This window comes from Uliginosibacterium gangwonense DSM 18521 (assembly GCF_000373965.1).
GTDB classification, from domain to species: Bacteria; Pseudomonadota; Gammaproteobacteria; order Burkholderiales; family Rhodocyclaceae; genus Uliginosibacterium; species Uliginosibacterium gangwonense.
The window spans coordinates 252,010-273,936 of the sequence record NZ_KB892834.1; the positions used below are offsets into that span (position 1 = coordinate 252,010).

A 21,927-nucleotide genomic window follows, 5' to 3' on the forward strand; every position below is an offset into this window, starting at 1 on the left:
AAAACATGACGCAATCCAGATTCTTGTCTCATCTGCAAGAAGCCCATACCCTGCTCGAACGGGTATTGGCCGATCGGCCACTGCTTGAGCAGCTTGATCGTGCGGGCGACATCCTTGTCGAATGCCTCAAGGCCGGGGGCAAAATCCTCTCGGCAGGCAATGGCGGTTCGCACTGCGACGCCATGCACTTTGCCGAGGAACTCTCCGGCCGTTACCGGGATGAGCGCCCAGCACTGGCTGCGCTGGCGATCTCGGACCCCTCGCACATCACCTGTGTGGGCAACGACTATGGCTTCGAGCGCATCTTCGCCCGCCATGTTGAAGCCCTGGGCCGCCCGGGCGACGTGTTCCTGGGGATTTCCACGAGCGGGAATTCCGGCAATATCCTGACTGCCTTCCAGGCCGCTAAGGCCCGTGGGATGAAAACCATCCTGCTCAGCGGCAAGGATGGCGGCAAGATGCGAGGCATGGCAGACGCCGAGCTGATCGTGCCGCACTTTGGCTATGCCGACCGTATCCAGGAAATCCATATCAAGTTTATCCACGCCCTGATCGATCACGTTGAGATCGGTATGGGCTATGTCGACGCAAAATGAGCATCCAGACCCTCAAATCGCTGCAACAAAAACTCGCAGCCAAAGAAGCTTCCAGCCGTGAGCTGGTGACCGACTACCTCGCCCGTATCGAAGCCCGCAACCCGGCCATCAACGCCTTTATCACCGTTGATCGTGCAGGCGCGCTGGCTGCGGCCGATGCAGCCGATGCGGCCATTGCCGCAGGCACGGCCAAGCCGCTGGCAGGGCTGCCGATTGCCCACAAGGACCTGTTCTGCACCGAAGGCTTGCTCACCACCTGTGGCTCGAAGATGCTGGCGAACTTCACCAGCCCCTACGACGCACATGTGGTCACGCAGCTGAAGGCGGCCGGACTGGTGAGCCTGGGCAAGACCAACATGGACGAGTTCGCGATGGGCTCGACCAACGAGAACTCCGCCTATGGTGCGGTAAAGAACCCCTGGAACCTGGCGCGTGTGCCCGGTGGCTCCTCGGGTGGCTCGGCAGCTGCCGTGGCCGCTGGCATGGTGCCCGCCTGTACCGGCACCGACACGGGCGGCTCAATCCGCCAGCCTGCGGGCTTTTGTGGCGTCACCGGGATCAAGCCGACCTATGGCGTGGTCTCGCGTTACGGCATGGTGGCTTATGCCAGCTCGCTCGACCAAGGCGGCCCGATCGCCCACACGGCAGAAGACTGCGCCCTGCTGCTCAACCACATGGCGGGGTTCGATGTGCGTGACTCCACCAGCCTGGAACGCCCGGCAGAAGACTACACCCGCGATCTGGCCAAGCCGCTGGCCGGTCTGCGCATTGGTCTGCCCAAGGAATACTTTGGCGAAGGGCTGGCCGCTGATGTGCAAGCTGCAATCGACGGCGCACTGGCCGAATTGCGCAAGCTCGGCGCCACCACGGTGGAAGTGAGCCTGCCGAACACCCATCTGGCGATTCCCGCGTATTACGTGATCGCCCCGGCCGAGGCCAGCTCCAACCTGTCCCGTTTCGATGGCGTGCGCTACGGCCATCGTGCCAGCGAGTTCAAGGACTTGGCAGAGATGTACGGCAAGAGCCGCGCCGAAGGCTTTGGCGCCGAAGTCAAACGCCGCATCCTGGTGGGCACCTATGTGCTCTCCCACGGCTACTACGACGCCTACTACATCAAGGCCCAGCAGCTACGCCGCCTGATTGCGCAGGACTTCCAGCAGGCCCTGCAGCAGTGCGACGTGATTGCCGGGCCGATTGCGCCCACCGCCGCCTGGGGCATCGGCCAGATGGCAGACGACCCGGTGCAGATGTATCTGGCCGACATCTACACCATTGCCGTCAACCTCGCCGGGCTGCCCGGGCTGTCGACCCCTGCGGGCTTCTCTGCCGACAACATGCCGGTAGGGCTGCAACTGATCGGCAACTACTTTGGCGAAGCACGCCTGCTCAACGTGGCCCATCAGTTGCAACAGGCCACCGATTGGCATCTGCGTGAGCCGAAGCTAGGCTGAGAGGGCGTTACAACAAACTGGAGCGGACATGTCAGCATTCTTCTGGCACAACCCGGTACGCACGGTGTTCGGCGCGGACACGCTGAGCATGCTACCGGAGGTGGTGGGCAAGCGCAGTGTGTTGCTGCTCACCTTCCGCTCTGCGCAGGATAGCGGGCTGATTGCCCGCCTTAAAAGCCTGCTGGGCGAGCGCATCGTAGAGATCATTGATACGGTGCCTTCACAGCCCGAACGCCAATACGTGGCCGAAGCCCATGCCCGCATCTGGAGCGCGCCGAATTTTGATGCCATCGTGGCGGTGGGCGGTGGCAGCGTGCTTGATTGCGGCAAGGCGCTGTCGTGCCGCCCGGCCAGCGGCAAATTCCAGCACCTGTTCAATGAAAACTGCACCATCGATGCGCGTCGCCCCCTGATTGCGGTGCCGACCACGGCGGGCAGCGGCAGCGAGCTGACCCCATTCTCGATCATCTGGAACGGGCCGAACGCCAAGCCCGCCAAGGAAACCATCTTCCATCCGGAACTGTGGCCTGAAACCGCCATCATCGACCCGGAACTGACCCTGAGCCTATCGCAAGAGCGCATGCGCAACTCGGCGCTGGATACGCTCTCGCACGCCCTGGAAGCCATTTGGAACCGCCGGGCCAGCCCCATCACCGATACACTGGCGGTGCAGGCGGCACGGGGCGTGATCGCCAATCTGCCCAAGGTGTGGCGCTATCCGGGCGATTTCGCAGCCCGCACCGAACTCTCTCTGGCGGCCATGCGGGCAGGCATGTGCGTGAGCAATACCCGCACGGCATTGGCCCACGCCCTCTCCTATGCAGTCACCTCCTCGCGCGGCATACCACATGGGCTGGCCTGTGCGTTCTCGCTACCCTGGGTCTGGCGCCTGGCACAAGGCCACAACCCACAACGCGATGCGGTGCTTGCCCAAGTTTTCGGCCCTGCCGTACAAGACCCGGCCAGCAGTCTGGAACGCCTCCTCCACGACATTGGCATTTCCACAGATTTTGCCGATTATGGCTTGGCACAGGAAGGTGCAATACAATTTGCAGCCTATTTTGCTACCACGCCCCAAGGGAGTAACTTCATCGCCACCCCAACCAAGCTCACGGAGCCTGAATGAACACCGCCTCAGTCGGCACCTGGGTTCGCCGCATCCTGTTTGGAATCTTCCTGATCGTATTGTTTTGGCATTTGTGGCTGCTTGCCAATGTACTCTGGCTGAAGTGGTTCAACCCGGACAGCACCAGCTTCATGGACATCCGACTGGCGGAGCTGCGCGAAAAGGATTCCAGCGCGACCCTAAAATACAAATGGGTGCCATATGAGAAGATCTCGGTCAACCTCAAACGCGCAGTGATTGCCTCCGAGGACGGCAGCTTCATCGATCACGATGGCTTTGACTGGGACGGCATCCAGAAAGCCATGGAAAAGAACCAGAAAAAAGGCAAACCCGTGGCCGGTGGTTCCACCATCAGCCAACAGCTTTCAAAAAACCTCTTCCTCAGCCCCGCGCGCAGCTATATCCGCAAAGCCGAAGAGGCCGTCATCACCGTGATGATCGAAACATTCTGGGACAAACGCCGCATTCTTGAGGTGTATCTCAACGTGGTCGAATGGGGCAATGGCGTTTTCGGCGCCGAAGCCGCCGCCCAGCGTTACTACAAGATTTCCGCTGACCGCCTCAGTGCCGCACAGGCCGCCCACCTCGCGGTAATGCTCCCCAATCCGCGCAAATACGAGCTGGGTTTTAACGCCCGACTCGCCAATCATGCCAATCGCGTACAATCCAGAATGATATGGGCAGAGGTGCCCTGAGCTTCTAGCAGGCTAGATAAACAAGAAGACCCGGGATGCTTGAAATCTGCAAAAGAGTTTTTGCCATCAGCATTTTTATCTGCCTGTTTCTGCCTTTATGCCAATGCACGCAAAGAGCAGACATAGCCGGGAACCCGACCACCCCAGTTGCCGAAACGGCGAGTAATTATGGACCGGATGTCATCATCATCGCCGAGCAGTTTGAATTCCGCTCCCCTGCCGGATGGCTGGAATCCGTGCCTGCATTCGGCGCATTCTGCTGGCCCCTGCTGGCCTGCCTGGTCCGTGCGCAGTTGCATCGCCGGGCTCACATCGCTGCGATCAATCTATCGGAAATTGCCTGCTGCGCAGCAGGCCTTGGGTGCTTTGCCCAATTGCTGAGATTCTGGTCGGAATGGCGTTATGGCGGAATCATTCTATGCGCGGGCTATCTGGGGCACATTCTGGCCTCAGGCCTTTGCATTGCGGCCCAGGTCCGACGACCGATCCGCCCTGCCGCGCACTGATCACACCAGCCCGCGGCTTGCAGACGATACACCTACACCTCGGTTGAGTGCCGCGCAACCGGCCTGCTTTGCATAAAGTGTGCAGCAACTCTCGCCACCATTACGTAGCAAAGCGATAAAAGGTGCGCAAAAGGTCATTTTCGGCCCAACAGTGGCGGCGAGTTAACGTAGAATGGCGCCGATAATCAGGAGAGTAGCGCCTTATCGATAGAGCGCTGCTTGCGTTACGATCAGGTTCCAAGGATTTTGGCGACTACCGCCCGAACGCCGCGGGTAGCAGCCACCGAATGGATGAGTCAGCCATGTCCGAACAAACCGAAAACCAGTCCATGGCCGAGCACGAGGCACTCCAGCGCCAGTTGGTGGAAGTGCGCCAGTTGTTATCGCGTCATCGCCTGGTTGAAGATCTGGTCCACCGCCAGGAGATGCCTCGCCATGATCTGGTGGAAAACCTTGTCCACAAACAGAACCTGAGCGAGCTGACCAAGAAGCTTACCCTGATGGCTGCGGCGGAAATCGCCCGTATCCTGGAGGCGTTGTCGCACAACGAATCCCTGGTGGTGTGGGAGTTGGTGCGTGAAGCCCGGGGAGAAGAAATTCTGGACGAGCTGGACGACGCGCTACGTGAAACCTTGACCAGCGTGGCACAACAACCCAAACGACAGATCATGCTGAACGCTTTTGAATTGCATAATGGTCGCCTGCGCCAGATTCTTGTGGAAAGCAAGGAACAGCTGACCGCAACCAATCCAATCTGGATCGACTTGATCGCCCCCGACATGGAAGAGCGCGAGTGGATCAAGGACATCTTCGATCTGGCGCTGCCGGACCCGGACGACCTGACCGATCTGGAAGAATCCGCGCGCTTCTACATCGAAGATGAAAACGAGCAGATACACCTGCACTCGGATTTTCTGCTGGATAAAGAAGGCGAGTCACGCAACGTGGCCGTGGCCTTCGTGCTTCACCACAACATCCTGTTCTCGGTCCGCCAGGAAGAACTCCCGGTATTCCGTTTGCAACGCCTGCGTGCGCGCATCCAGCCCGGCTACGTGAATGATGGCAAAGATGTGCTGCTTGATCTCTATGCAGCTGACGTAGAGTATTCCGCCGATGCGCTCGAAAACGTCTACACCTCACTGGAAAAAGTCGGCAAGCATGTTTTGAGCACCCATATCACCGATGAGCAGGCAGCCAAGATCCTGGCCGAAATCGCCGCCGAAGAAGACTTGAACGGGCGCATCCGGCGCAATGTACTCGATACCCGACGTGCAGTATCTTTCCTGATCCGGGGCAAGTTCCTCAGCGGCGAGCAGTTGGAAGACGCCCGCCAGATTCTGCGCGACATCGAGTCCCTCGATGGCCACACTGCCTTTTTGTTCGACAAGATCAACTTCCTGATGGATGCCACCGTCGGCTTCATCAACATCAACCAGAACAAGATCGTCAAGATCTTCTCCGTGGCCAGCGTCGCCCTGCTGCCGCCCACGCTGATTGCCAGTATCTACGGCATGAACTTCAGGCGCCTGCCCGAGCTGGAGTGGCAATACGGCTACCCCTTCTCGCTCAGCCTGATGCTGGTGTCGGTGCTGGTTCCCTTCTGGTTCTTCCGCCGCAAGGGCTGGTTGCGCTAAATCACACCATGGCGGAAAGCGGGCCAGAAGACACTGCGACAACGCAGTGTCTTCTGGCCCGCTCCCATCATGCTCCAACAATAGCCGATCGCACCAGATGGGGCTGGTGAAGACGTTTGTTTGTGCGCAACGAATCCGAATTCAGCGCAATGCGCATCAACTCTTCTTTGAGTTCTTCCACATCCTGCTCGTGAATGGAAGCCCTGAGTGTTTCCAGCATACGATGCAGTCTCAGCGAGTCAATCTCGGGCTCGTTGGCCTGGATGATCTTTGGATGAGGCGTTTTTGCCGCATTTTCATTTGCGATCAGGAGTTCTTCATAGAGTTTTTCCCCTGGGCGTAGTCCCGTCACTTGAATCTGTATGTCGCCATCTGGGTTGGCTGCATTACGAACGGAATAACCGGCCAGCCGGATCATGTTGCGTGCCAGATCGAGAATTTTGACGGGGTCTCCCATGTCCAGCAGAAAGATTTCTCCGCCCTTGGCCAGACTGCCCGCCTGAATCACCAGTTCAACCGCTTCATGGACAGACATGAAATAGCGGGTGACCTCGGGATGCGTCACCGTCACCGGGCCACCTTGGGCGATCTGTTCGCGGAACAATGGCACCACAGACCCGCTTGAACCGAGCACATTGCCGAATCGCACGGCGCAGAAACGTGGCCCCTGACCAAACTGGAGCGCCCGGTTTGCGCAGTCTTGCACAATCAACTCGGCCCAGCGCTTGGTGGCGCCCATGATATTGGTTGGGCGTACCGCTTTGTCTGTAGAGATCAGCACAAAAGTCTCTACATTTGCAGCCAGGGCTTCCTCTGTCAGAGTCAGCGTACCAAACACATTGTTTGCCACCCCCTCGAAGACATTGGCTTCCACCATGGGAACGTGCTTGTAGGCAGCCGCGTGATAAATCGTCTGGACGGCGTACTCCGTCAATAGGCGCCGCACGGTATTTGCGTCGCGCACGGAGCCCAGGCATGGCACCACTTCACAAGATGTCAGGGATTTCAGGGTTCGCTCAATCTGGTAGAGCGAGTGTTCGTTCGAATCCAGAACCAGCAGTCTGGACGGTGACTGAGCCGCGATTTGTCGGCAAAGCTCTCCGCCAATTGATCCGCCTGCGCCCGTGACCAAAACCACCTTGTGGGTAATGCAACGGCCTAGCAGGTCAGGGTCCGCCTCTACGGGGTCCCGTCCCAATAGATCACCCACATCAACGTCGCGCACCATGTTGACGAGGTGCTTACCGTTGGCAATATCTGAAATGGCGGGCAAGACGCGCAGACGAACTTTGTGCTGTTCCAGAAAGCTCACGATTCTCTGCCTGGTGCTGGCCGAGGCGGACGACAGGCTGACAATCACATCATGAATGTCGAAACGCTCGCGCAGATCCGGCAAATTCTGTGGTGCGTACACCCGCAACCCGTCTATATCCTTGCCGTGAAGCGTTACGTCATCATCCAGAAAGCCAGCGGGGAACATCTCCCGACCGGCACGCAAAGAGGCTGCCAGTTGTCGGCCAGCCTTTCCGGCACCGTAAATCAATACCTGCTTGCCTGTGAAATGTTGGCGAATGGGTAGCCACAGCACCCATCTTGCGGCAAAGCGGACGCCAGCAATCAGCACCATGCCAATGAGCCAATACAAAATCGGCACGGCACGGGGCACGCCCTCGATACCCGTCATCCGCGTCATGAAGGCCAGCGCGGACCACATCAACGCAGCCAGCGTCATGCCCTTTGTCACTGCCCACAGAGCCTGCTCTCCCAGATAGCGGATCACCGAACGGTACAAACCCGTCCTTAGAAAGATCGGTACGGCAAACAGCGGCGCAACCAACATCAGCAAGAACTGTCGGGTGTTGGGCTCAAAAAAGTAGCCTAAACGCAAGGAGTATGCGGCCCATACGGCAAAGATCAGCAATGTGCAGTCGACAGCAACCATGAGGGATTGCTTTGCGGAGCGGCTCAAACCAATCAGTTCAACAAGGGATAAGAGGCGGTTGAATCTAGTCATGCTTGGGCCTCCCGGCACCGAGGCCCCATGCTGCCAACACGAGTGGTACATAGGCGGCCAATATGAAAGCGAGTGACCAGTTCGGGCGCAACAGGCAGGCACCTGCCCAAGGCGCAATCCATAGCAGGTTGATCGCACTGACGAGCAAGGTGACGGACCGATGGCCAACCTTGCGGTCTCCCTGCCAGCGATGGGCAAGCCGTTGGTAAGCATGGTCACGATGCGCCTCATGCCATTTTTCGCCTCGCGCCAAACGATTGAACAGGGTAAGCGTCGCGTCCGTTACGAACACGCCAGCCAGGATGATCCAGACCGCGTAAGTCAGCCAGCCTTTCTGGACTGAGATGACCGCCAGCACAAAGATCATAAATCCCAGCCAAGTGCTGCCTACATCCCCCATAAAGATCCTGGCGGGCGGCCAGTTCAGCAACAAAAAACCCAATACGGCGGCAGCCACACACAGCATCAAAACCCAGACCGGATCGGTCGCTGCTGCCGGGCATGCCAGCACGATGGCCATGGCACCAAAAAGCAGCATGAATACCGCCTGCGCGGCGGCAATACCATCAATACCATCCATGAAATTGAACAGATTGATCCACCATATCGCCGTCAATAACAGCAAAGCGCTCAACACCCATCCCGCTATCTCAATTCCAAACGGCTGCGGAAAGTGTAGGGGCGGCAATTCCCCAAGCAGCACAAAAAGGCCGACTGACACCAGGGTTTGCACCGCCAAACGAATGCGTGCAGGCACGTGGCGAATATCGTCGTGCAATCCGACCGCTGCCAGCACCGCCGCCAGGCCCAGTACGCCCCAGCCCAGTGTCCAACCCTGTAATACGGCCAAGCTAATACCCGCAAGATTTGCGGCCATTGCAATGCCCACCCCCCCGCCTGCCGGGGTTGGCTGAGCATGTGAAGAACGCAGGTTGGGAACCTGTACCAAACCCAGCACATGGGCACACCTGCACACCCAAGCCCCAATTGCCCAAGCAACAAGCATGCTCAAGGTTGTCATAAAGAGTACCTGGGACATCAGGGCAAGTCCTCCTTGGACAATGTGAATTGCCTAGGGATAAACCCTAGGGCACGGGCCGCATGGCTATGGTCAAACACCAAATCACGATTCATCCGTTCTGCCATGGCAACGGACAAATGCCGATATCGCGGTATACAACGGACCAGGGCCACTGCAAAGCGAAATACCCAAAACGGCAGGGTCAGCGTCCGGGGGCGTCGGCCAAGGGCGACAAAAACACGGGTGACCATATTGCGATAAGACAGCACCTCTCCCCCGGAGATGTTGTAAGCACAATGTGAGCCTTGATCCGTTGCCAAAGCCAGAACGCAGGCGTTTGCCACGTCCTGGGCATGGATCGGTTGACGCAAACCCTGTGCCAGACCAAAGACAGGGAAAAAACCAAACCGGCAGATGAAGCGCGCAATCTCCGAGACGTTCTTGTCCCGTTTCAGGCCGTAAATCAAGGTCGGACGCAGAATCACCCATTCAATACCCAGGCGCTCTGCCCATTGTTGGACCTGCGCCTCCGCATCGGCAAGGCGCTTGGCCAGCAGCTGCTCTTCCGCGTCTATCGATTGGTCTTTGGTGAATCGGCTTGTGGAAGAAAGCGCGACAATCTTGCGCACGCCACAAGCCTCCAGCCATGCAAAATGTGCAGGCAATACCCAAATGGGTGCCACACAAATCCAGCAAGGGATGGCATCCGGTTCACCTGAAGCGTTCTGAATCCCATCCGACTCGGGCGTCTGTTTCCAGATCACCCCATTATCAGCCTCCTCCCGCTTCGTCCGGCTAAACGCAACAGGGCGGTGCCCCAGCTCCACCAGCCGGGACAAAAGGCAGCTCCCCACAAAGCTGCGTGCGCCAAGGATGCCGACGATCTGTTCAGACACGCCCACCTCCCAATCGGCGCGCAGGCAACCGTACAGCATGGTAGGCAGACACCAGACCAAAGCGCAGCCAGACACCCGACACCACAAGCCACCATAAAAAGCCGGCATGGTGCTGCCTGAAGAATTTCCGGTAAAAACGCAGCATGCCCCGATGCTTATGCCACTCTACAAAGAATGGCCTGTTGCGCGAACACGCCCTCCAGGCGTGCATCACGGGGGCATCGGGCACGAACACAATCTGCCACGCCTTAAGCTGGAAGCGCATGCACCAATCCAGGTCCTCGCAATGGAGGAAATATCCTTCATCCCACAAGCCGACGTCCTTCAAAGCCTCACGCTTGACCAACATGCAGGCACCTGAAATCGCCTCGACAGCCACGGGAACACCCGGTAGAGCCTCCTGATGCAGCAGGAAATCCGAACACACGGAAGGAAAAAGTCGGCTCAAGCGTGACAGGCCAAAGGCACGCATGAAGGCACGTTTGGGCGTAGGAAACAAACGGCGGCCACCAGGTTGCTCCGACCCATCGGGGTTACACAACAATCCGCCCACCATGCCTGCCTCGGAATTGTTTGCCAACACATCCATCATGCGAGGCAATGAACCCGCAGCCAAAACACAATCTGGATTCAGGAACAGCAAAGCATCAGCTTCACACGCACGAATGCCCACATTACAAGCTGCCGCAAACCCTAGATTTGCATCATTCCTGATAATGCACAGGCGTTGATCCGAAACAGCGCTTTCCAGATAGCCCACGCTCCCGTCATGGGAAGCGTTATCCACCACCACCACGCGCCGAACACCCTCCGAGAGCGCAGACCGCACACAATCAACCAGCAGCTTGCCAACGTTATAGTTGACGATGATTACATCGCAGTTAATAGAGGCACTCTGCAGCATCGAAACTGGCCTCCCATCGGAGATTTTGTGCAAACCGGAACATATCCTCTACTTCACATCTGAAACGGGCCGGAGACTCCACCCCATCACCCGGTTGCTGAGTCCCACGATTGCCAGGGCGGGTTGTGAAAATTGTGGTTCGGCTCTACCCCTGGCTATTACCTCTTTGATCGTTCGGCTCACGCGTTCAACTTGCCCATGAGTCCATGGGAGGACAGACTTTAGTCCGGCAACATTCCATGTTGTGGGCTTGGCAAAGTCGATCAAGCAAGATTGGCCCGTAGGCCCCGGTTCCCAGTTGTCGGCTCCCGCCGCGTACACTTGGGCATGCCGACATGAAAATAGGCGACGAGGTGAGATTTGAATTTCTTTTTTTGATCTTTTTTTCACCCTTGATTCCAGGAAACCACGAAATACCCTCAAGCTGAGAGCATCACTGCAAAGTTGAGCGGATCAACCTGTAACCCTTATCCTACAAAGGACATCCCAGCTCTAGGCTATCCAGGGGAAACCTGAAAGTGACCCCGGAGTCATTTGGAGTTAAATCCCGTTAATTCTACCAAAAAACTAATCCCCCTTCAACCTTGAATATGCGCTTTAGGGGACAAAGTGCTCCTGATATTCATGCCTTTATCCTATGGCCCGTGCCTCTGCACCCGAACGATACAAAGTTGGATCTACCGCGATTTCTTTGGTTCTGTTCACGATACAGATGGTGCGCCCAATTGCATGGCGCATGCATCCCTTCAAGGGAACGGACTGCCACGTCATGGAACCAATACATCCATATTTTCAGCCGAGAGCCACCCGCATTCACAGGCTGGAAATGGGATATCCTGCTCAATAGACAAGATGAGAGCTTTTCATGGGCAATCGCTTGTTCTTGAGCCACGGCTTGATATACCACCCACGCTGATTGTCAGCCTCTACGACATAAACTTCAGGCAGCAGCCCAGCCGGGGTGGCGCTAAACGGCCTGGAAAGCGCTGCGGTATTTCACGAAGCCACGCTTGCTGGCAGCCACGAAACCTGCCCGTTCAAAAAACCTGTGTGCATCCTCCCGATAAGCAGAACTAAGCAGCATAATTTTTGAGCAATTCTTCGACAGGCAAAATGCATCCACCTGCCGAAGCAAAGCTGCGCCAATTCCCTGACCCCGGCACGCCTCATCCACGACCACATTCTCCACCACGGCAAAGGGCTGGGCACGAAACATAACATCTTTGCATAATGCAACCAATGCGGTAGCAACCACGATTTCGTGATGCTCACACACAAACAGGGCAGTATCCTCATCCGCAGCCAGCTCAGCCACGCGCTCAGGTAGCACATCCACAACCGGATTGTTGACAAGCTGGCGGTACAAAACCGCAATTTGTATTGAATCCGCTGGCAGCGCCTGCCGAAAAATGAAAGGCATATATTTTCCAACACCCAAAACGGTGCATTCGTGAATGCACCGCCAATTTTCCGCTTGTCCGCTCAGGGCTGTGAAGCCTCAATGCTTGCCTGCGTAAAGCTTGGGTAAGACGCAGGTTTATAGGTATTCAGATTATTCAGAAAGTTGTCATCCCGCATGGGAATGGTGGCCGAACCATAATCGTAACTGTTCAGATACTTGCGCATCTGCACATTACTCACCCCGTCCCCCTTGAGTTCATACCAGGAGATGATCGGCGGGGTGACAAATTGGCCATAGGCATTCTCAGCCATCTCGTTGCCCCCGGCAAAACGCATGGAATGGGTAAGCAAGCCATCCTTATGATACACAATCTTCATATGCCCTGCCTGCATCGGCAGATCACCAACCACGGCGTTGTACAGCTTGCCGTGCGCACTGTAACCACCATGTGTCACAACACCGTTCTTGGTCCAGATCGCGGCATATTCCCAATCATGTCGGTGGCCCCCACCCAACACACTGATCTGGTCCTTGAGGAAATACAGCGCATAGAAGTGCCCGCAATACGTGTCACCCGCACTCAGGATACAGGCATAACGATGCAGAGTATTGGAGCTATCCAGAAATGCCGCTGCCCGGCACCCGCCACCCAGCGCACCACTAGGCGCCAACCCGCCATTCTGCTTGCCTTCGCGGCTGATACCGGCGCTGGGCAGACAACCATCCGTATCAAAGTCAAACACCGGATAGTTTGCTGTGATGCTGACCTTGGACGGCAAGGCCTGATCAAGCTTGCCGAAAAAATCAGCCTGTGCCTGCACCACCAATGCACAAGCCAACCCTGCACCCATCAAGATTCTCTTTGTCATATACGCTCCCTGGATCATGTAAACCGCGAGCCACAAGCACAAGCTTGTGCGCTTCGTCGGCACATTGTCTTAGGTATGCGTGACAGGAAAATTAATCGCCAAACAACGATGGGACGTGGGGAGATGCCGGGGGTGAGATCAGTGAAATTGGAGAGACCACGCAGCATATGTATTCCGGTACAAACTCAACCAGGCGTTCTCAACCAATCCTTGATTTCCGAAACCGTCGGGATCTTGCCGACAGAAACGACTTTGCCATCGAGTGCTACGCCCGGCGTCGCCATGATGCCAGCCTTGGCGATCTCTGCGTAATCGCTGATTTTCTCCAGCGTGAAGCTCACGCCTTCAGTCTCCAATACTTCTTTCACGATTTGCGCGGTCTGGGTACAACGGGCGCAGCCAGGTCCATAAACAGTCACTTTCATCATGCGCTCCTCAGCAGTTTTCCAACGTGGCACGAGCAACCGTAATGACATGTTCTATATTTTCCGGTGTCACAGGTGTCTGGCCCTTGGCCATGTCGAGTGCAGCCAGTTGAATCTGGGCGAAGTCGCTAAAGCCCGCCTTCTTCAAACTCATACTGGCACAGGAAGACGGGCAGCCGTCGATGGCCAGAATGGCGCTGGCAGCACGCGCGTTTTCCAGAATAGCGGGGATTCCGCCACCGATTCCGGCGAGGCAATACATCTTGCCGACACCCGCCTTTGTGAGCTGGCGGGCAACACAATCTGTTAGCTCACCAACATCGGCGGCACCCGAGCACGCAAGAATCAGCTTGGGTGCGGAACTGCAGTTACAGGATTGCGACATCACTTTCTCCTTTTCAGATCACAGCATTGAATACATACCCCACCAGCACGATCCCACAGGCCACGACACCTGCGAAGACGGCGATCAGACGCGGTTTCAGCACTTTGCGCAGGATGATCATTTCCGGGGCCGAGAGCGCGATCACTGCCATCATGAAGGCCAGCACAGTCCCCAGCGCAGCACCTTTGCCGATCAGTGCTTCGACAATCGGGATGATGCCCGCTGCATTGGTATACATCGGCACCCCCAGCAGCACGGCCACCGGCACGGACCACCATGCGTCGCGTCCCATAATCGAGGCCATGAAATCCTCGGGCACATAGCCGTGGATACCCGCTCCAAGGGCAATCCCGGCCAGCACATACGGCCAAACTTTGCCGACAATCTCGCGGACATGCCATGCGCCTGCTTTGAAGCGATCCACCCAGCCCAATTGGTCGGCTGGAAGATGGGTGGCATCGCCTTGCACGATGTTTCTGACCCAATCCTCCAGATGGCGCTCCATGCCAAGGTGGCCAATGACCAATCCTGAAACGATGGCAACAGCCAAACCCAGTCCCAGATACAGTGCAGCGACTTTCCAGCCGAACATGCCGAACAGCAACACCAACGCCACTTCGTTAACCATGGGGGCAGAAATCAGAAACGAGAAGGTCACGCCCAGCGGCACACCTGCGGACAGGAAGCCGATAAATAACGGTACGGCAGAACACGAACAGAATGGCGTGACGATACCAAGCGAAGCTGCCAGTACGTTGCCAACCCCCAGCCGCTTACCGGATAGCAATGCACGCGTGCGTTCCGGGGCAAAGAAGGTCTGGATGATCCCCATGGCAAACACGATGCCGGTCAGCAAAAGCAGTACCTTGGGTGTATCGTAGAAAAAGAAATGCAAGGCTTCGCCCAGATGCGTCTGGCGGGATAGCCCCAAATGCACAACCAACACATCAGCCAAATCGCTGAGATACCAATAGGCCAACGACCAGAGGGGTATCGCCAGCGTGAGGCCAGCAAGCCAATAGCGTAATTGCGGTGAAATGCGAGATGCAGTGTGGTTCATCATGCGTCCATGTTTTCAGGTCTTCTGAACTGAAGACGCGAAGACATGAGAAAAGACGCAGGACAGAACGATTTTTTTGAAAGACGATCAGTTGTCGCAGCAACCCGGCTTTGTGGAACAGTCTTTGTTGGCCGGAGCAGACTCAGGCTGTGCAGGCCGAGGCACGAATCCACACACTTGGCCGGATGCGTCATGTTCAACCTGACAGGCTGTCGTGAGCTGATTTTTGAGTCGCTTGCGCGCCCGCTGTACTCGGGATTTCGCTGCAGAAAGACTCAGTCCGATCCTAGCGGCGAAGTCCTCCTGACTCATCCCCTCCAAATCACACAGCGTAATCGCTTCACGATCCTCCGAGCTTAATTCACCCAGAACACGTGGCAAGCACGATGCAAGGCTATCCACGGGATGCCGTTCAGATTCTTCCGCAACCAGATCTTCCGGGACTTCGACTGTTTCGCGCGTGCGACGCAATTGATCGGCAACCGCATTGCGGGCCACTTCGAATAACCAGGCGCGGGCATTTTCAATACTACAGAACCGGCTTCCCTGTCGAACCGCTCTCAGAAAAAGATCGTGCAGCAAATCCTTGGCTGCCTCCCGGTCTGCGATTTTTCGGGTCAGCCAATTGAGCAACTCGCGTTCGTGGTCGTGCCAAGCCTGCATCAAGCAGGGGCGCGGAGTTTCAGCAAGGTGTTTCGAGAGAAAAGCGGAAGAGGAAGGACAAAGCCCGGCAAACTGCGAAGTTCGTTGAATGGCTGCGGGGGCCATATTGCGTGAAGTAAGCACATAACCTGCCGCGCAGAAAAATGACGTAGCGGTATTGGTCAGCAGGTAGAGCGTTCCAACGCCTTGCGACTGAGCCTGCGCTTCGGCATGCGCGACCAGCGCACGGGCGAAACCTTGTTTGCGAAACTCGGGAGCAACGGCAAGCGAGCGCAGCAACCCCACGCTGTCGAAACATTCAAAGCCGATCACCGCCACGAGCCGACCATCCGCGCTCACCCCAAAAAACTGCGGCGGTGCGCTTGGGTCGATGTCGCAACTTTTCAGTTCGCATACATCCAAAAGGGGAATGACTTCGTTCAGTGCGTTCAGTGGTTCAATATGCATAACGGGCTTGTCCCAAATTGCTGTGGGCTGGTATAACGGCCTTTCAGCGTAATCACTCGACCTTGAATACGCCTACCTTGCGTGCCGTTTCCTTGATGTTCTCAGGGGACAAGGCAACATCACCAAGGCTCAGGAAATATTCGGTCCGACGCTGGATCTGGGCAAATATCTTTTCGAAGGACGCACGTTTCTCTTCCTCTGTTTCGCCGTGCGGATCTTCATAACCCCAGTGTGCCGAAGTCGGATGGCCCGGCCAGAACGGACACACTTCATTCTTGGCATTGCCGCATACCGTAATGACAAGATCCATCTTCGGCGCGTCAGACCCGCCAAATTCATCCCAAGATTTGGAGCGTAAGGCACTCGTGTCATAGCCAATGGTGTCGAGCATTGCGATGGCATACGGATTCACGCGTCCTGAGGGCTTGCTGCCTGCGCTGAAGCACTTGAACTTTCCTTGGCCGAGCACGTTCAGCACACCTTCACTCATCACGCTGCGTGCAGAGTTGGCGGTACACAGGAAGAGCACATTGTAGATCTTGGTGGTCACGGAAACTCCTTGGATAGGCGACTGAAAAACGAAATCACGGGAAACGGGTCATGCCGGACGGCGCTCGTACCAGGGCTTACTGGCGTTCACTACCTTGACGACCAACAGCATCACGGGCACTTCGATGAGCACCCCCACAACGGTTGCCAGTGCTGCACCAGAATGAAATCCGAAGAGACTGATGGCAGCTGCCACAGCCAGCTCAAAGAAGTTGGAGGCGCCGATCAATGCCGAGGGACAGGCGATGTTGTGCTTCTCGCCAAGCGCCCGGTTGAGCCAGTAGGCCAGCGCTGAGTTGAAGAACACCTGGATCAGGATGGGTACTGCCAATAGCGCAATCACGAGTGGCTGCTTGAGGATGGCTTCGCCCTGAAATGCAAACAGGAGTACCAGCGTCGCCAGCAAAGCAGTGATCGACCACGGCCCAATTTTTGCCATGGCCGCATCGAAGGCTGCTTGCCCCTTGGCGAGCAAGGTCTTGCGCCAAAGCTGAGCCAGGATGACCGGGATCACGATGTAGAGCGCAACAGAGGTCATCAGCGTGGCCCATGGCACCGTGATGGACGAGATACCCAACAGAAACGCGACCAGCGGTGCGAAAGCCACCACCATGATGCTGTCGTTGAGTGCAACCTGCGAGAGCGTAAACAGTGGGTCACCATTGGAGAGGCGGCTCCACACGAACACCATTGCGGTACAAGGGGCTGCAGCCAGTAGGATCAACCCGGCGATGTAACTGTCGAGCTGATCAGCCGGGAGCATGGATGCAAACAGAGTGCGGATGAACAGCCACCCGAGAAAGGCCATCGAGAAAGGCTTGACCAGCCAATTCACGAATAGGGTGACACCAATCCCGCGCACATGCTGACGCACTTCATGCAGCGCTCCAAAGTCCACCTTCACCAGCATCGGAATGATCATCACCCAGATCAGCAGGCCGACAGGGAGATTGACTTGAGCAAACTCCATGCGGCCAATGGCTTGAAACACGCTGGGCAGAAGTTGGCCCAATGCAATGCCCGCGACGATGCAGAGAAACACCCACACCGTCAGGTAGCGCTCAAAAATGCTCATGGATGCAGATTTCATTTTGATAATCCAACGATGATTGAAGCTTTGTTCAAAAAAATCGGCACCTTAGGTCGATGGTGTCGAGAGCGGCGGCAGAATATCGTTGCAACACGATGAGGCTGAACGGAAGTCAGCACACTCTTCCGGGCGGCCCGAACAACATTCCTCGGTCAAGTAGGCGATCAGATCAAGCATCAACGGGATGTTGGCGCGATAACGCTGGAAGCGACCTTCCTGTTCAACCGCCAACAGGCCCGCCTGTGTCAGCGCTTTCAGGTGGAACGAAAGATTGGTAGGCGGGACATTCAGCGTGCTCGCAATCTCACCCGCCACGAGCCCTGTTTTACCGAAACGAATCAAGAGGCGATACACATCGAGCCGGATACCGGACGAGAGCGATTCAAAAATTTGGGTGGCTGTTTGCTTTTCCATAGCTCAATACTACAACAATAATTGAAATATTCAACAGAGGAAAATCATCAAAATACTGCGGGGCGATCTGTCTTCGTCGTGGCAAGACAGGAAATCGAAAACGCAGTAGCGTTGCTCAAACCGGAACTTGCCAAACGGGGAATCGTGATCAAGCTAACGTGTCGAGAAATTGGTGAAGCCGATTTCCAGGGCGGTATTAAAACAAAGAAGATATCCGCAGATATTATTGAATTACATCAAAGCAGCACAATATCGAATTGTTCCTGCATATAGCTCACCTCCGGGTGGAAGGAGATCGGTTTGCCGATGAAGTCCTGCAGGTTGGCCACGGTCTTGGCTTCTTCGTCCAGCAGCAGGTCGACTACGCTGGGGGCGCTGAGAACACGGAATTCGCGGGCTTCGAACTGACGGGCTTCGCGCACGAGTTCGCGCATGATTTCGTAGGCCACGGTACGGGCGGTTTTGACTTCACCCCGGCCGCCACAGGTGGGGCACGCCTCGCAGAGCACATGAGCAAGGGACTCGCGGGTGCGCTTGCGGGTCATTTCGACCAGCCCGAGTGAGGTGAAGCCGCTGACGGACACTTTGGTGTGATCCCGTGCAAGCGCCTTGCTGAGTTCGGCAAGTACAGAGAGGCGATGTTCTTCGCTCTCCATGTCGATGAAGTCGAGCAGGATGATGCCGCCGAGGTTTCTCAGCCGCAGTTGGCGGGCGATGGCCTGGGCGGCTTCGATGTTGGTCTTGAAGATGGTGTCGTCAAAGGTGCGGGCACCAACGAAGCCGCCGGTATTCACATCAATGGTGGTCAGCGCCTCGGTCTGGTCGATGATGAGGTAGCCGCCACTTTTGAGGTCGACGCGCCGGGCCAGCGCTTTCTGGATTTCGTCTTCTACGCCGTAGAGATCAAACAGGGGGCGGTCCCCGCTATAGTGTTCCAGCAGGTGTTCCACGCGCGGCATGTAATCGGTGACGAAGGTGGCGAGCTTGAGGTAGTTCTCCCGCGAGTCGATGATGACCTTTTCGGTTTCGGCATCGACCAGATCACGCAGCACACGCTCGGCAAGGTTCAGGTCACGATACAGTATGTAGGGCGCTTCGGCCTTGAGACGCCCGGCCTTGATCTCTTCCCACAGCTTGAGCAGGTAGGCGATATCGGCGGCCAGTTCCTCGTCGCTGGCGATGCTGGCCTGGGTGCGCACGATGAAGCCTCCGCAGCCTTCGGGCAGCAAGCCGACCAGACGCTCACGCAAGCGCTCACGCTCGGCTTCGTCTTCAATACGTTGCGAGATGCCGATATGGCGGTCTTGCGGCAGGTAGACGAGCAGCCGCCCCGCTATCGAGAGCTGGGTCGACAGGCGTGCGCCCTTAGTGCCGATGGGGTCCTTAAGTGCCTGGATGAGGATGGTCTGCCCCTCATGCAGGATCTTCTCGATAGGCTTTTGCACATCGCCTGCGTGGCGGTCGTACCAGATGTCGGCCACGTGCAGGAACGCGGTGCGCTCCAGCCCGATCTCGACAAAGGCGGACTGCATGCCCGGCAGCACGCGCACCACCTTGCCCAGATAGATGTTGCCTACGATCCCGCGTGAATGCTCGCGCTCAATGTGCAGTTCCTGCACCTGGCCGCCGTGCATCAACGCTACCCGCGTCTCTTGCGGGGTAAAGTTGACAAGATAAGACTCGCTCATGGAAGAGCACCCAGAATTTTTGCGTAACCCGATTCTACCGGGTTGTATGGCTGCGCATGTGGGCTTGCTCGTGTGGGTAGCTCAAAATTTGGGCAATCCTCCTCAAAAAAGAGACTAATGAGGCATTTTGCCCCCCGGTATTTCACAGGGTGAAATACCGGGGGGGTAATCAGAACCTGTTCAGAATCTGTAGCGAGAGGCCGTCAGCGGGACGAAGAGCAGCGCAGAATCCGGAGTTTATGTGGATAAATGAGGATTTCGAGCAGCGCATGAGCCCCGATCACGGCCTCGCAGTAAGATTATGAACAGGTTCCCAGGCAAACTTGCCTGCCCGACGCTGTGCCAGATAGTCGGCGTAAGCCACGGCACTATCCTTGAGTGTGCGAACCTGAGTGGCGTAGTCCACATGCACGATGCCAAAGCGGCGCTCGTACCCATACGCCCATTCAAAGTTATCCATCAGCGACCACAGGAAGTAGCCGCGCACATCCACCCCATTCTGCATCGCCCGACTGCACGCGGCGAAGTGTACCTTAAGGTAGGCAATACGCTGACCATCCTGCACCCGGCCCTGCTCCACCTTGTCGTCGCTGGAGAAGCCGTTTTCGGTGATGTAGATCGGGGGCAGATTGCTGTACTGGCGCTTGAACTGCTCCATGATGTCCTGCAAACCTTGCGGATACACTTCCCAGCCCATCTGGCTGCGTTCGACATCGGGCAACTCAAACCATTGGTAATCGTTCTCACCCTTGGCGCTGACCACCCCGCGTGTGTAGTAGTTGATCCCCAGGAAGTCCATGGGGCGGCTGATGACTGCCATGTCATCCCCCAGAACCAGCGGCTCACAACCCTGCCAGCGTTGCCAGAGCTTGGCCGGGTAGGTGGCACGCAGCAGCGGATCCAGCACCCAACCGTTATGGTTGGCATCATAGAGTTCCACAGCATTGCGATCCGCTTCGCAATCCTGCGCGGGGTAGCCGGGCGACACGTTGGCGACCAAGCCCACCTGAGCGCCTGGGCTGTTTTGGCGTAGCACCGGCAGACTCAGACCATGGCCCAACAGTAGGTGGTGCATGGCCTGGGCCGCGTAGCGGTGATCGGCATAACCTGGCGCATGGTGGCCGTTGCCATAGCCCAAGTAGGCTGCGCACCAGGGCTCGTTGAACGTGGCCCAGGCCGCCACGCTGTCACCCAGCTCGCAGCTGAGCAGATCTGCATAGTCGGCAAAGCGATAGGCCGTGTCACGGTTGAGCCAACCGCCCCGGTCTTCAAGATGCTGGGGCAGATCCCAGTGGTAAAGGGTCGCCATGCTCTTGATGCCCTTCTCCCCCAGGCGATCAACCAGCCGACGATAGAAATCCAGGCCCTTCTGGTTGGGACGGCCCTTCTCATCCATCACACGCGGCCAGGCAATCGAGAAGCGGTAGGCATCCAAGCCAAGGCTGGCGATCAGCTCGACATCTTCCTGCCAACGGTGATAGTGGTCACACGCCACCTCACCCGTGTCACCATGCAGCACCTTGCCGGGGGTGGTACAAAAGCGATCCCAAATCGAAGTCAGGCGCCCATCTTCGGTACTCGCACCTTCAATCTGGAATGACGCGGTCGCAACGCCAAACAAAAAGTCTGGCTGATGCATCGGAGAACCTGCGGGGGGCGAGACCATCTCTGCGCAAGGGGATATATTGTTATGATTCATGACGATTGATTACTCCAGACTCAAAACGGCGACAAGACTAAGCGGCCCTGGGCCGATGCGCCAACCCCCATCATACTGGGAAATATACGCAAGGCAGCACAGCAACGGTTAAACCACCCGGTTACGGTTTCTAGGCCATTCGTTATAGACTGCCCAACGCAGTCTGCACGAGCACATTGTCACGGCACGCTCACCCCCTGACCATACCAGAAGGCAGGGTAAATTTGCGCCAAGCCTAGATTTGCGACACACCATCAAATCGCCCCACCTCTGTAATCACCTTGCCTGTGCACTATTTTTCGCAGCGCATCACTTTTACCACGATCAGATTTGCGTGCCGCCTTGCCACAAACCCACATGCGTACAACCATATCAAACCAGAGGAATATGCCG

General features: G+C 56.8%; 21 protein-coding genes. 6 read left to right on the forward strand and 15 right to left on the reverse strand.

Going from position 1 to position 21,927, the window contains the following annotated elements; translation table 11 throughout:
• The first annotated feature begins 5 nt into the window (after positions 1 to 5).
• The 6 genes from lpcA (at position 6) to corA (ending at position 6,008) form a co-directional block, all read left to right on the forward strand.
• Entirely contained in the window at positions 6 to 596 is a 591-nt protein-coding gene (lpcA, locus tag B145_RS0101165; RefSeq protein ID WP_018604576.1) for a D-sedoheptulose 7-phosphate isomerase, read from the forward strand.
• Entirely contained in the window at positions 593 to 2,047 is a 1,455-nt protein-coding gene (gatA, locus tag B145_RS0101170; RefSeq protein ID WP_018604577.1) for an Asp-tRNA(Asn)/Glu-tRNA(Gln) amidotransferase subunit GatA, read from the forward strand. Before lpcA ends, gatA begins: the two co-directional genes overlap by 4 nt.
• 28 nt (positions 2,048 to 2,075) lie before the next feature.
• Complete coding sequence (locus tag B145_RS23980) at positions 2,076 to 3,173, forward strand: iron-containing alcohol dehydrogenase (RefSeq protein ID WP_018604578.1); 1,098 nt, start codon at positions 2,076 to 2,078, stop codon at positions 3,171 to 3,173.
• Positions 3,170 to 3,868 (forward strand): monofunctional biosynthetic peptidoglycan transglycosylase, encoded by a 699-nt coding sequence (gene mtgA, locus B145_RS0101180; RefSeq protein WP_018604580.1) that lies wholly within the window; start codon positions 3,170 to 3,172, stop codon positions 3,866 to 3,868. The genes B145_RS23980 and mtgA overlap by 4 nt, the downstream gene beginning before the upstream one ends.
• Before the next feature lie 35 nt (positions 3,869 to 3,903).
• A complete protein-coding gene (locus B145_RS0101185) occupies positions 3,904 to 4,374 on the forward strand; it encodes a hypothetical protein (RefSeq protein ID WP_018604581.1) in 471 nt (156 codons plus the stop codon).
• A 302-nt stretch (positions 4,375 to 4,676) separates the two neighbouring features.
• Positions 4,677 to 6,008: a magnesium/cobalt transporter CorA gene (gene corA, locus B145_RS0101190; protein ID WP_018604583.1), complete on the forward strand. Its 1,332-nt coding sequence runs from the start codon at positions 4,677 to 4,679 to the stop codon at positions 6,006 to 6,008.
• A gap of 67 nt (positions 6,009 to 6,075) precedes the next feature.
• Here corA and B145_RS23985 read toward each other — a convergent pair whose 3' ends face one another.
• The 15 genes from B145_RS23985 to B145_RS0101265 form a co-directional block, all read right to left on the reverse strand.
• Positions 6,076 to 8,022 (reverse strand): polysaccharide biosynthesis protein, encoded by a 1,947-nt coding sequence (locus tag B145_RS23985; protein WP_018604585.1) that lies wholly within the window; start codon positions 8,020 to 8,022, stop codon positions 6,076 to 6,078.
• Positions 8,015 to 9,061 carry an MraY family glycosyltransferase gene (locus tag B145_RS0101200; RefSeq protein ID WP_018604587.1) on the reverse strand — a complete coding sequence of 349 codons (1,047 nt, stop codon included), beginning with the start codon at positions 9,059 to 9,061 and terminating at the stop codon, positions 8,015 to 8,017. Before B145_RS0101200 ends, B145_RS23985 begins: the two co-directional genes overlap by 8 nt.
• Positions 9,061 to 9,978 carry an NAD-dependent epimerase/dehydratase family protein gene (locus B145_RS0101205; RefSeq protein ID WP_018604589.1) on the reverse strand — a complete coding sequence of 306 codons (918 nt, stop codon included), beginning with the start codon at positions 9,976 to 9,978 and terminating at the stop codon, positions 9,061 to 9,063. The genes B145_RS0101200 and B145_RS0101205 overlap by 1 nt, the downstream gene beginning before the upstream one ends.
• Positions 9,932 to 10,843: a glycosyltransferase family 2 protein gene (locus tag B145_RS0101210; protein ID WP_018604591.1), complete on the reverse strand. Its 912-nt coding sequence runs from the start codon at positions 10,841 to 10,843 to the stop codon at positions 9,932 to 9,934. Before B145_RS0101210 ends, B145_RS0101205 begins: the two co-directional genes overlap by 47 nt.
• A 967-nt stretch (positions 10,844 to 11,810) precedes the next feature.
• Entirely contained in the window at positions 11,811 to 12,263 is a 453-nt protein-coding gene (locus B145_RS0101215; RefSeq protein ID WP_018604592.1) for a GNAT family N-acetyltransferase, read from the reverse strand.
• Positions 12,264 to 12,325: 62 nt separating this feature from the next.
• Positions 12,326 to 13,114, reverse strand: a complete 789-nt coding sequence (locus B145_RS0101220) for an NPP1 family protein (protein WP_026258708.1) — start codon at positions 13,112 to 13,114, stop codon at positions 12,326 to 12,328.
• Between the two features lie 185 nt (positions 13,115 to 13,299).
• Entirely contained in the window at positions 13,300 to 13,542 is a 243-nt protein-coding gene (locus B145_RS0101225) for a thioredoxin family protein (RefSeq protein WP_018604596.1), read from the reverse strand.
• Between the two features lie 7 nt (positions 13,543 to 13,549).
• On the reverse strand, positions 13,550 to 13,924 hold the full coding sequence (locus tag B145_RS0101230; protein ID WP_018604597.1) for a putative zinc-binding protein: 375 nt from the start codon (positions 13,922 to 13,924) through the stop codon (positions 13,550 to 13,552).
• Between the two features lie 13 nt (positions 13,925 to 13,937).
• Positions 13,938 to 14,987, reverse strand: a complete 1,050-nt coding sequence (locus B145_RS0101235; RefSeq protein WP_211209731.1) for a permease — start codon at positions 14,985 to 14,987, stop codon at positions 13,938 to 13,940.
• 84 nt (positions 14,988 to 15,071) lie between these two features.
• On the reverse strand, positions 15,072 to 16,094 hold the full coding sequence (gene sigZ / locus B145_RS29560) for an RNA polymerase sigma factor SigZ (protein ID WP_018604601.1): 1,023 nt from the start codon (positions 16,092 to 16,094) through the stop codon (positions 15,072 to 15,074).
• 52 nt (positions 16,095 to 16,146) lie between these two features.
• Complete coding sequence (locus B145_RS0101245) at positions 16,147 to 16,644, reverse strand: arsenate reductase ArsC (protein ID WP_018604602.1); 498 nt, start codon at positions 16,642 to 16,644, stop codon at positions 16,147 to 16,149.
• A 48-nt stretch (positions 16,645 to 16,692) separates the two neighbouring features.
• A complete protein-coding gene (gene arsB / locus B145_RS0101250) occupies positions 16,693 to 17,733 on the reverse strand; it encodes an ACR3 family arsenite efflux transporter (RefSeq protein ID WP_018604604.1) in 1,041 nt (346 codons plus the stop codon).
• 48 nt (positions 17,734 to 17,781) lie between these two features.
• Positions 17,782 to 18,147, reverse strand: coding sequence for an ArsR/SmtB family transcription factor (locus tag B145_RS0101255; protein WP_018604606.1), 366 nt, complete (start codon positions 18,145 to 18,147; stop codon positions 17,782 to 17,784).
• A 236-nt stretch (positions 18,148 to 18,383) separates the two neighbouring features.
• Complete coding sequence (rng, locus tag B145_RS0101260) at positions 18,384 to 19,835, reverse strand: ribonuclease G (RefSeq protein WP_018604608.1); 1,452 nt, start codon at positions 19,833 to 19,835, stop codon at positions 18,384 to 18,386.
• A gap of 280 nt (positions 19,836 to 20,115) precedes the next feature.
• The gene (locus tag B145_RS0101265; protein ID WP_051082524.1) at positions 20,116 to 21,534 is read right to left on the reverse strand and encodes a GH1 family beta-glucosidase; all 1,419 of its coding nucleotides are present in this window, start codon (positions 21,532 to 21,534) and stop codon (positions 20,116 to 20,118) included.
• Between the last annotated feature and the right edge of the window lie 393 nt (positions 21,535 to 21,927).

Excerpts from the sequence above, each read along its gene's own strand:
- lpcA (WP_018604576.1), top strand. The coding sequence starts at position 6 with ATGACGCAATCCAGATTCTTGTCTCATCTGCAAGAAGCCCATACCCTG.
- gatA (WP_018604577.1), top strand. The coding sequence starts at position 593 with ATGAGCATCCAGACCCTCAAATCGCTGCAACAAAAACTCGCAGCCAAA.
- B145_RS23980 (WP_018604578.1), top strand. The coding sequence starts at position 2,076 with ATGTCAGCATTCTTCTGGCACAACCCGGTACGCACGGTGTTCGGCGCG.
- mtgA (WP_018604580.1), top strand. The coding sequence starts at position 3,170 with ATGAACACCGCCTCAGTCGGCACCTGGGTTCGCCGCATCCTGTTTGGA.
- B145_RS0101185 (WP_018604581.1), top strand. The coding sequence starts at position 3,904 with ATGCTTGAAATCTGCAAAAGAGTTTTTGCCATCAGCATTTTTATCTGC.
- corA (WP_018604583.1), top strand. The coding sequence starts at position 4,677 with ATGTCCGAACAAACCGAAAACCAGTCCATGGCCGAGCACGAGGCACTC.
- B145_RS23985 (WP_018604585.1), bottom strand. The coding sequence starts at position 8,022 with ATGACTAGATTCAACCGCCTCTTATCCCTTGTTGAACTGATTGGTTTG.
- B145_RS0101200 (WP_018604587.1), bottom strand. The coding sequence starts at position 9,061 with ATGTCCCAGGTACTCTTTATGACAACCTTGAGCATGCTTGTTGCTTGG.
- B145_RS0101205 (WP_018604589.1), bottom strand. The coding sequence starts at position 9,978 with ATGCTGTACGGTTGCCTGCGCGCCGATTGGGAGGTGGGCGTGTCTGAA.
- B145_RS0101210 (WP_018604591.1), bottom strand. The coding sequence starts at position 10,843 with ATGCTGCAGAGTGCCTCTATTAACTGCGATGTAATCATCGTCAACTAT.
- B145_RS0101215 (WP_018604592.1), bottom strand. The coding sequence starts at position 12,263 with ATGCCTTTCATTTTTCGGCAGGCGCTGCCAGCGGATTCAATACAAATT.
- B145_RS0101220 (WP_026258708.1), bottom strand. The coding sequence starts at position 13,114 with ATGACAAAGAGAATCTTGATGGGTGCAGGGTTGGCTTGTGCATTGGTG.
- B145_RS0101225 (WP_018604596.1), bottom strand. The coding sequence starts at position 13,542 with ATGATGAAAGTGACTGTTTATGGACCTGGCTGCGCCCGTTGTACCCAG.
- B145_RS0101230 (WP_018604597.1), bottom strand. The coding sequence starts at position 13,924 with ATGTCGCAATCCTGTAACTGCAGTTCCGCACCCAAGCTGATTCTTGCG.
- B145_RS0101235 (WP_211209731.1), bottom strand. The coding sequence starts at position 14,987 with ATGATGAACCACACTGCATCTCGCATTTCACCGCAATTACGCTATTGG.
- sigZ (WP_018604601.1), bottom strand. The coding sequence starts at position 16,094 with ATGCATATTGAACCACTGAACGCACTGAACGAAGTCATTCCCCTTTTG.
- arsB (WP_018604604.1), bottom strand. The coding sequence starts at position 17,733 with ATGAAATCTGCATCCATGAGCATTTTTGAGCGCTACCTGACGGTGTGG.
- B145_RS0101255 (WP_018604606.1), bottom strand. The coding sequence starts at position 18,147 with ATGGAAAAGCAAACAGCCACCCAAATTTTTGAATCGCTCTCGTCCGGT.
- rng (WP_018604608.1), bottom strand. The coding sequence starts at position 19,835 with ATGAGCGAGTCTTATCTTGTCAACTTTACCCCGCAAGAGACGCGGGTA.
- B145_RS0101265 (WP_051082524.1), bottom strand. The coding sequence starts at position 21,534 with ATGAATCATAACAATATATCCCCTTGCGCAGAGATGGTCTCGCCCCCC.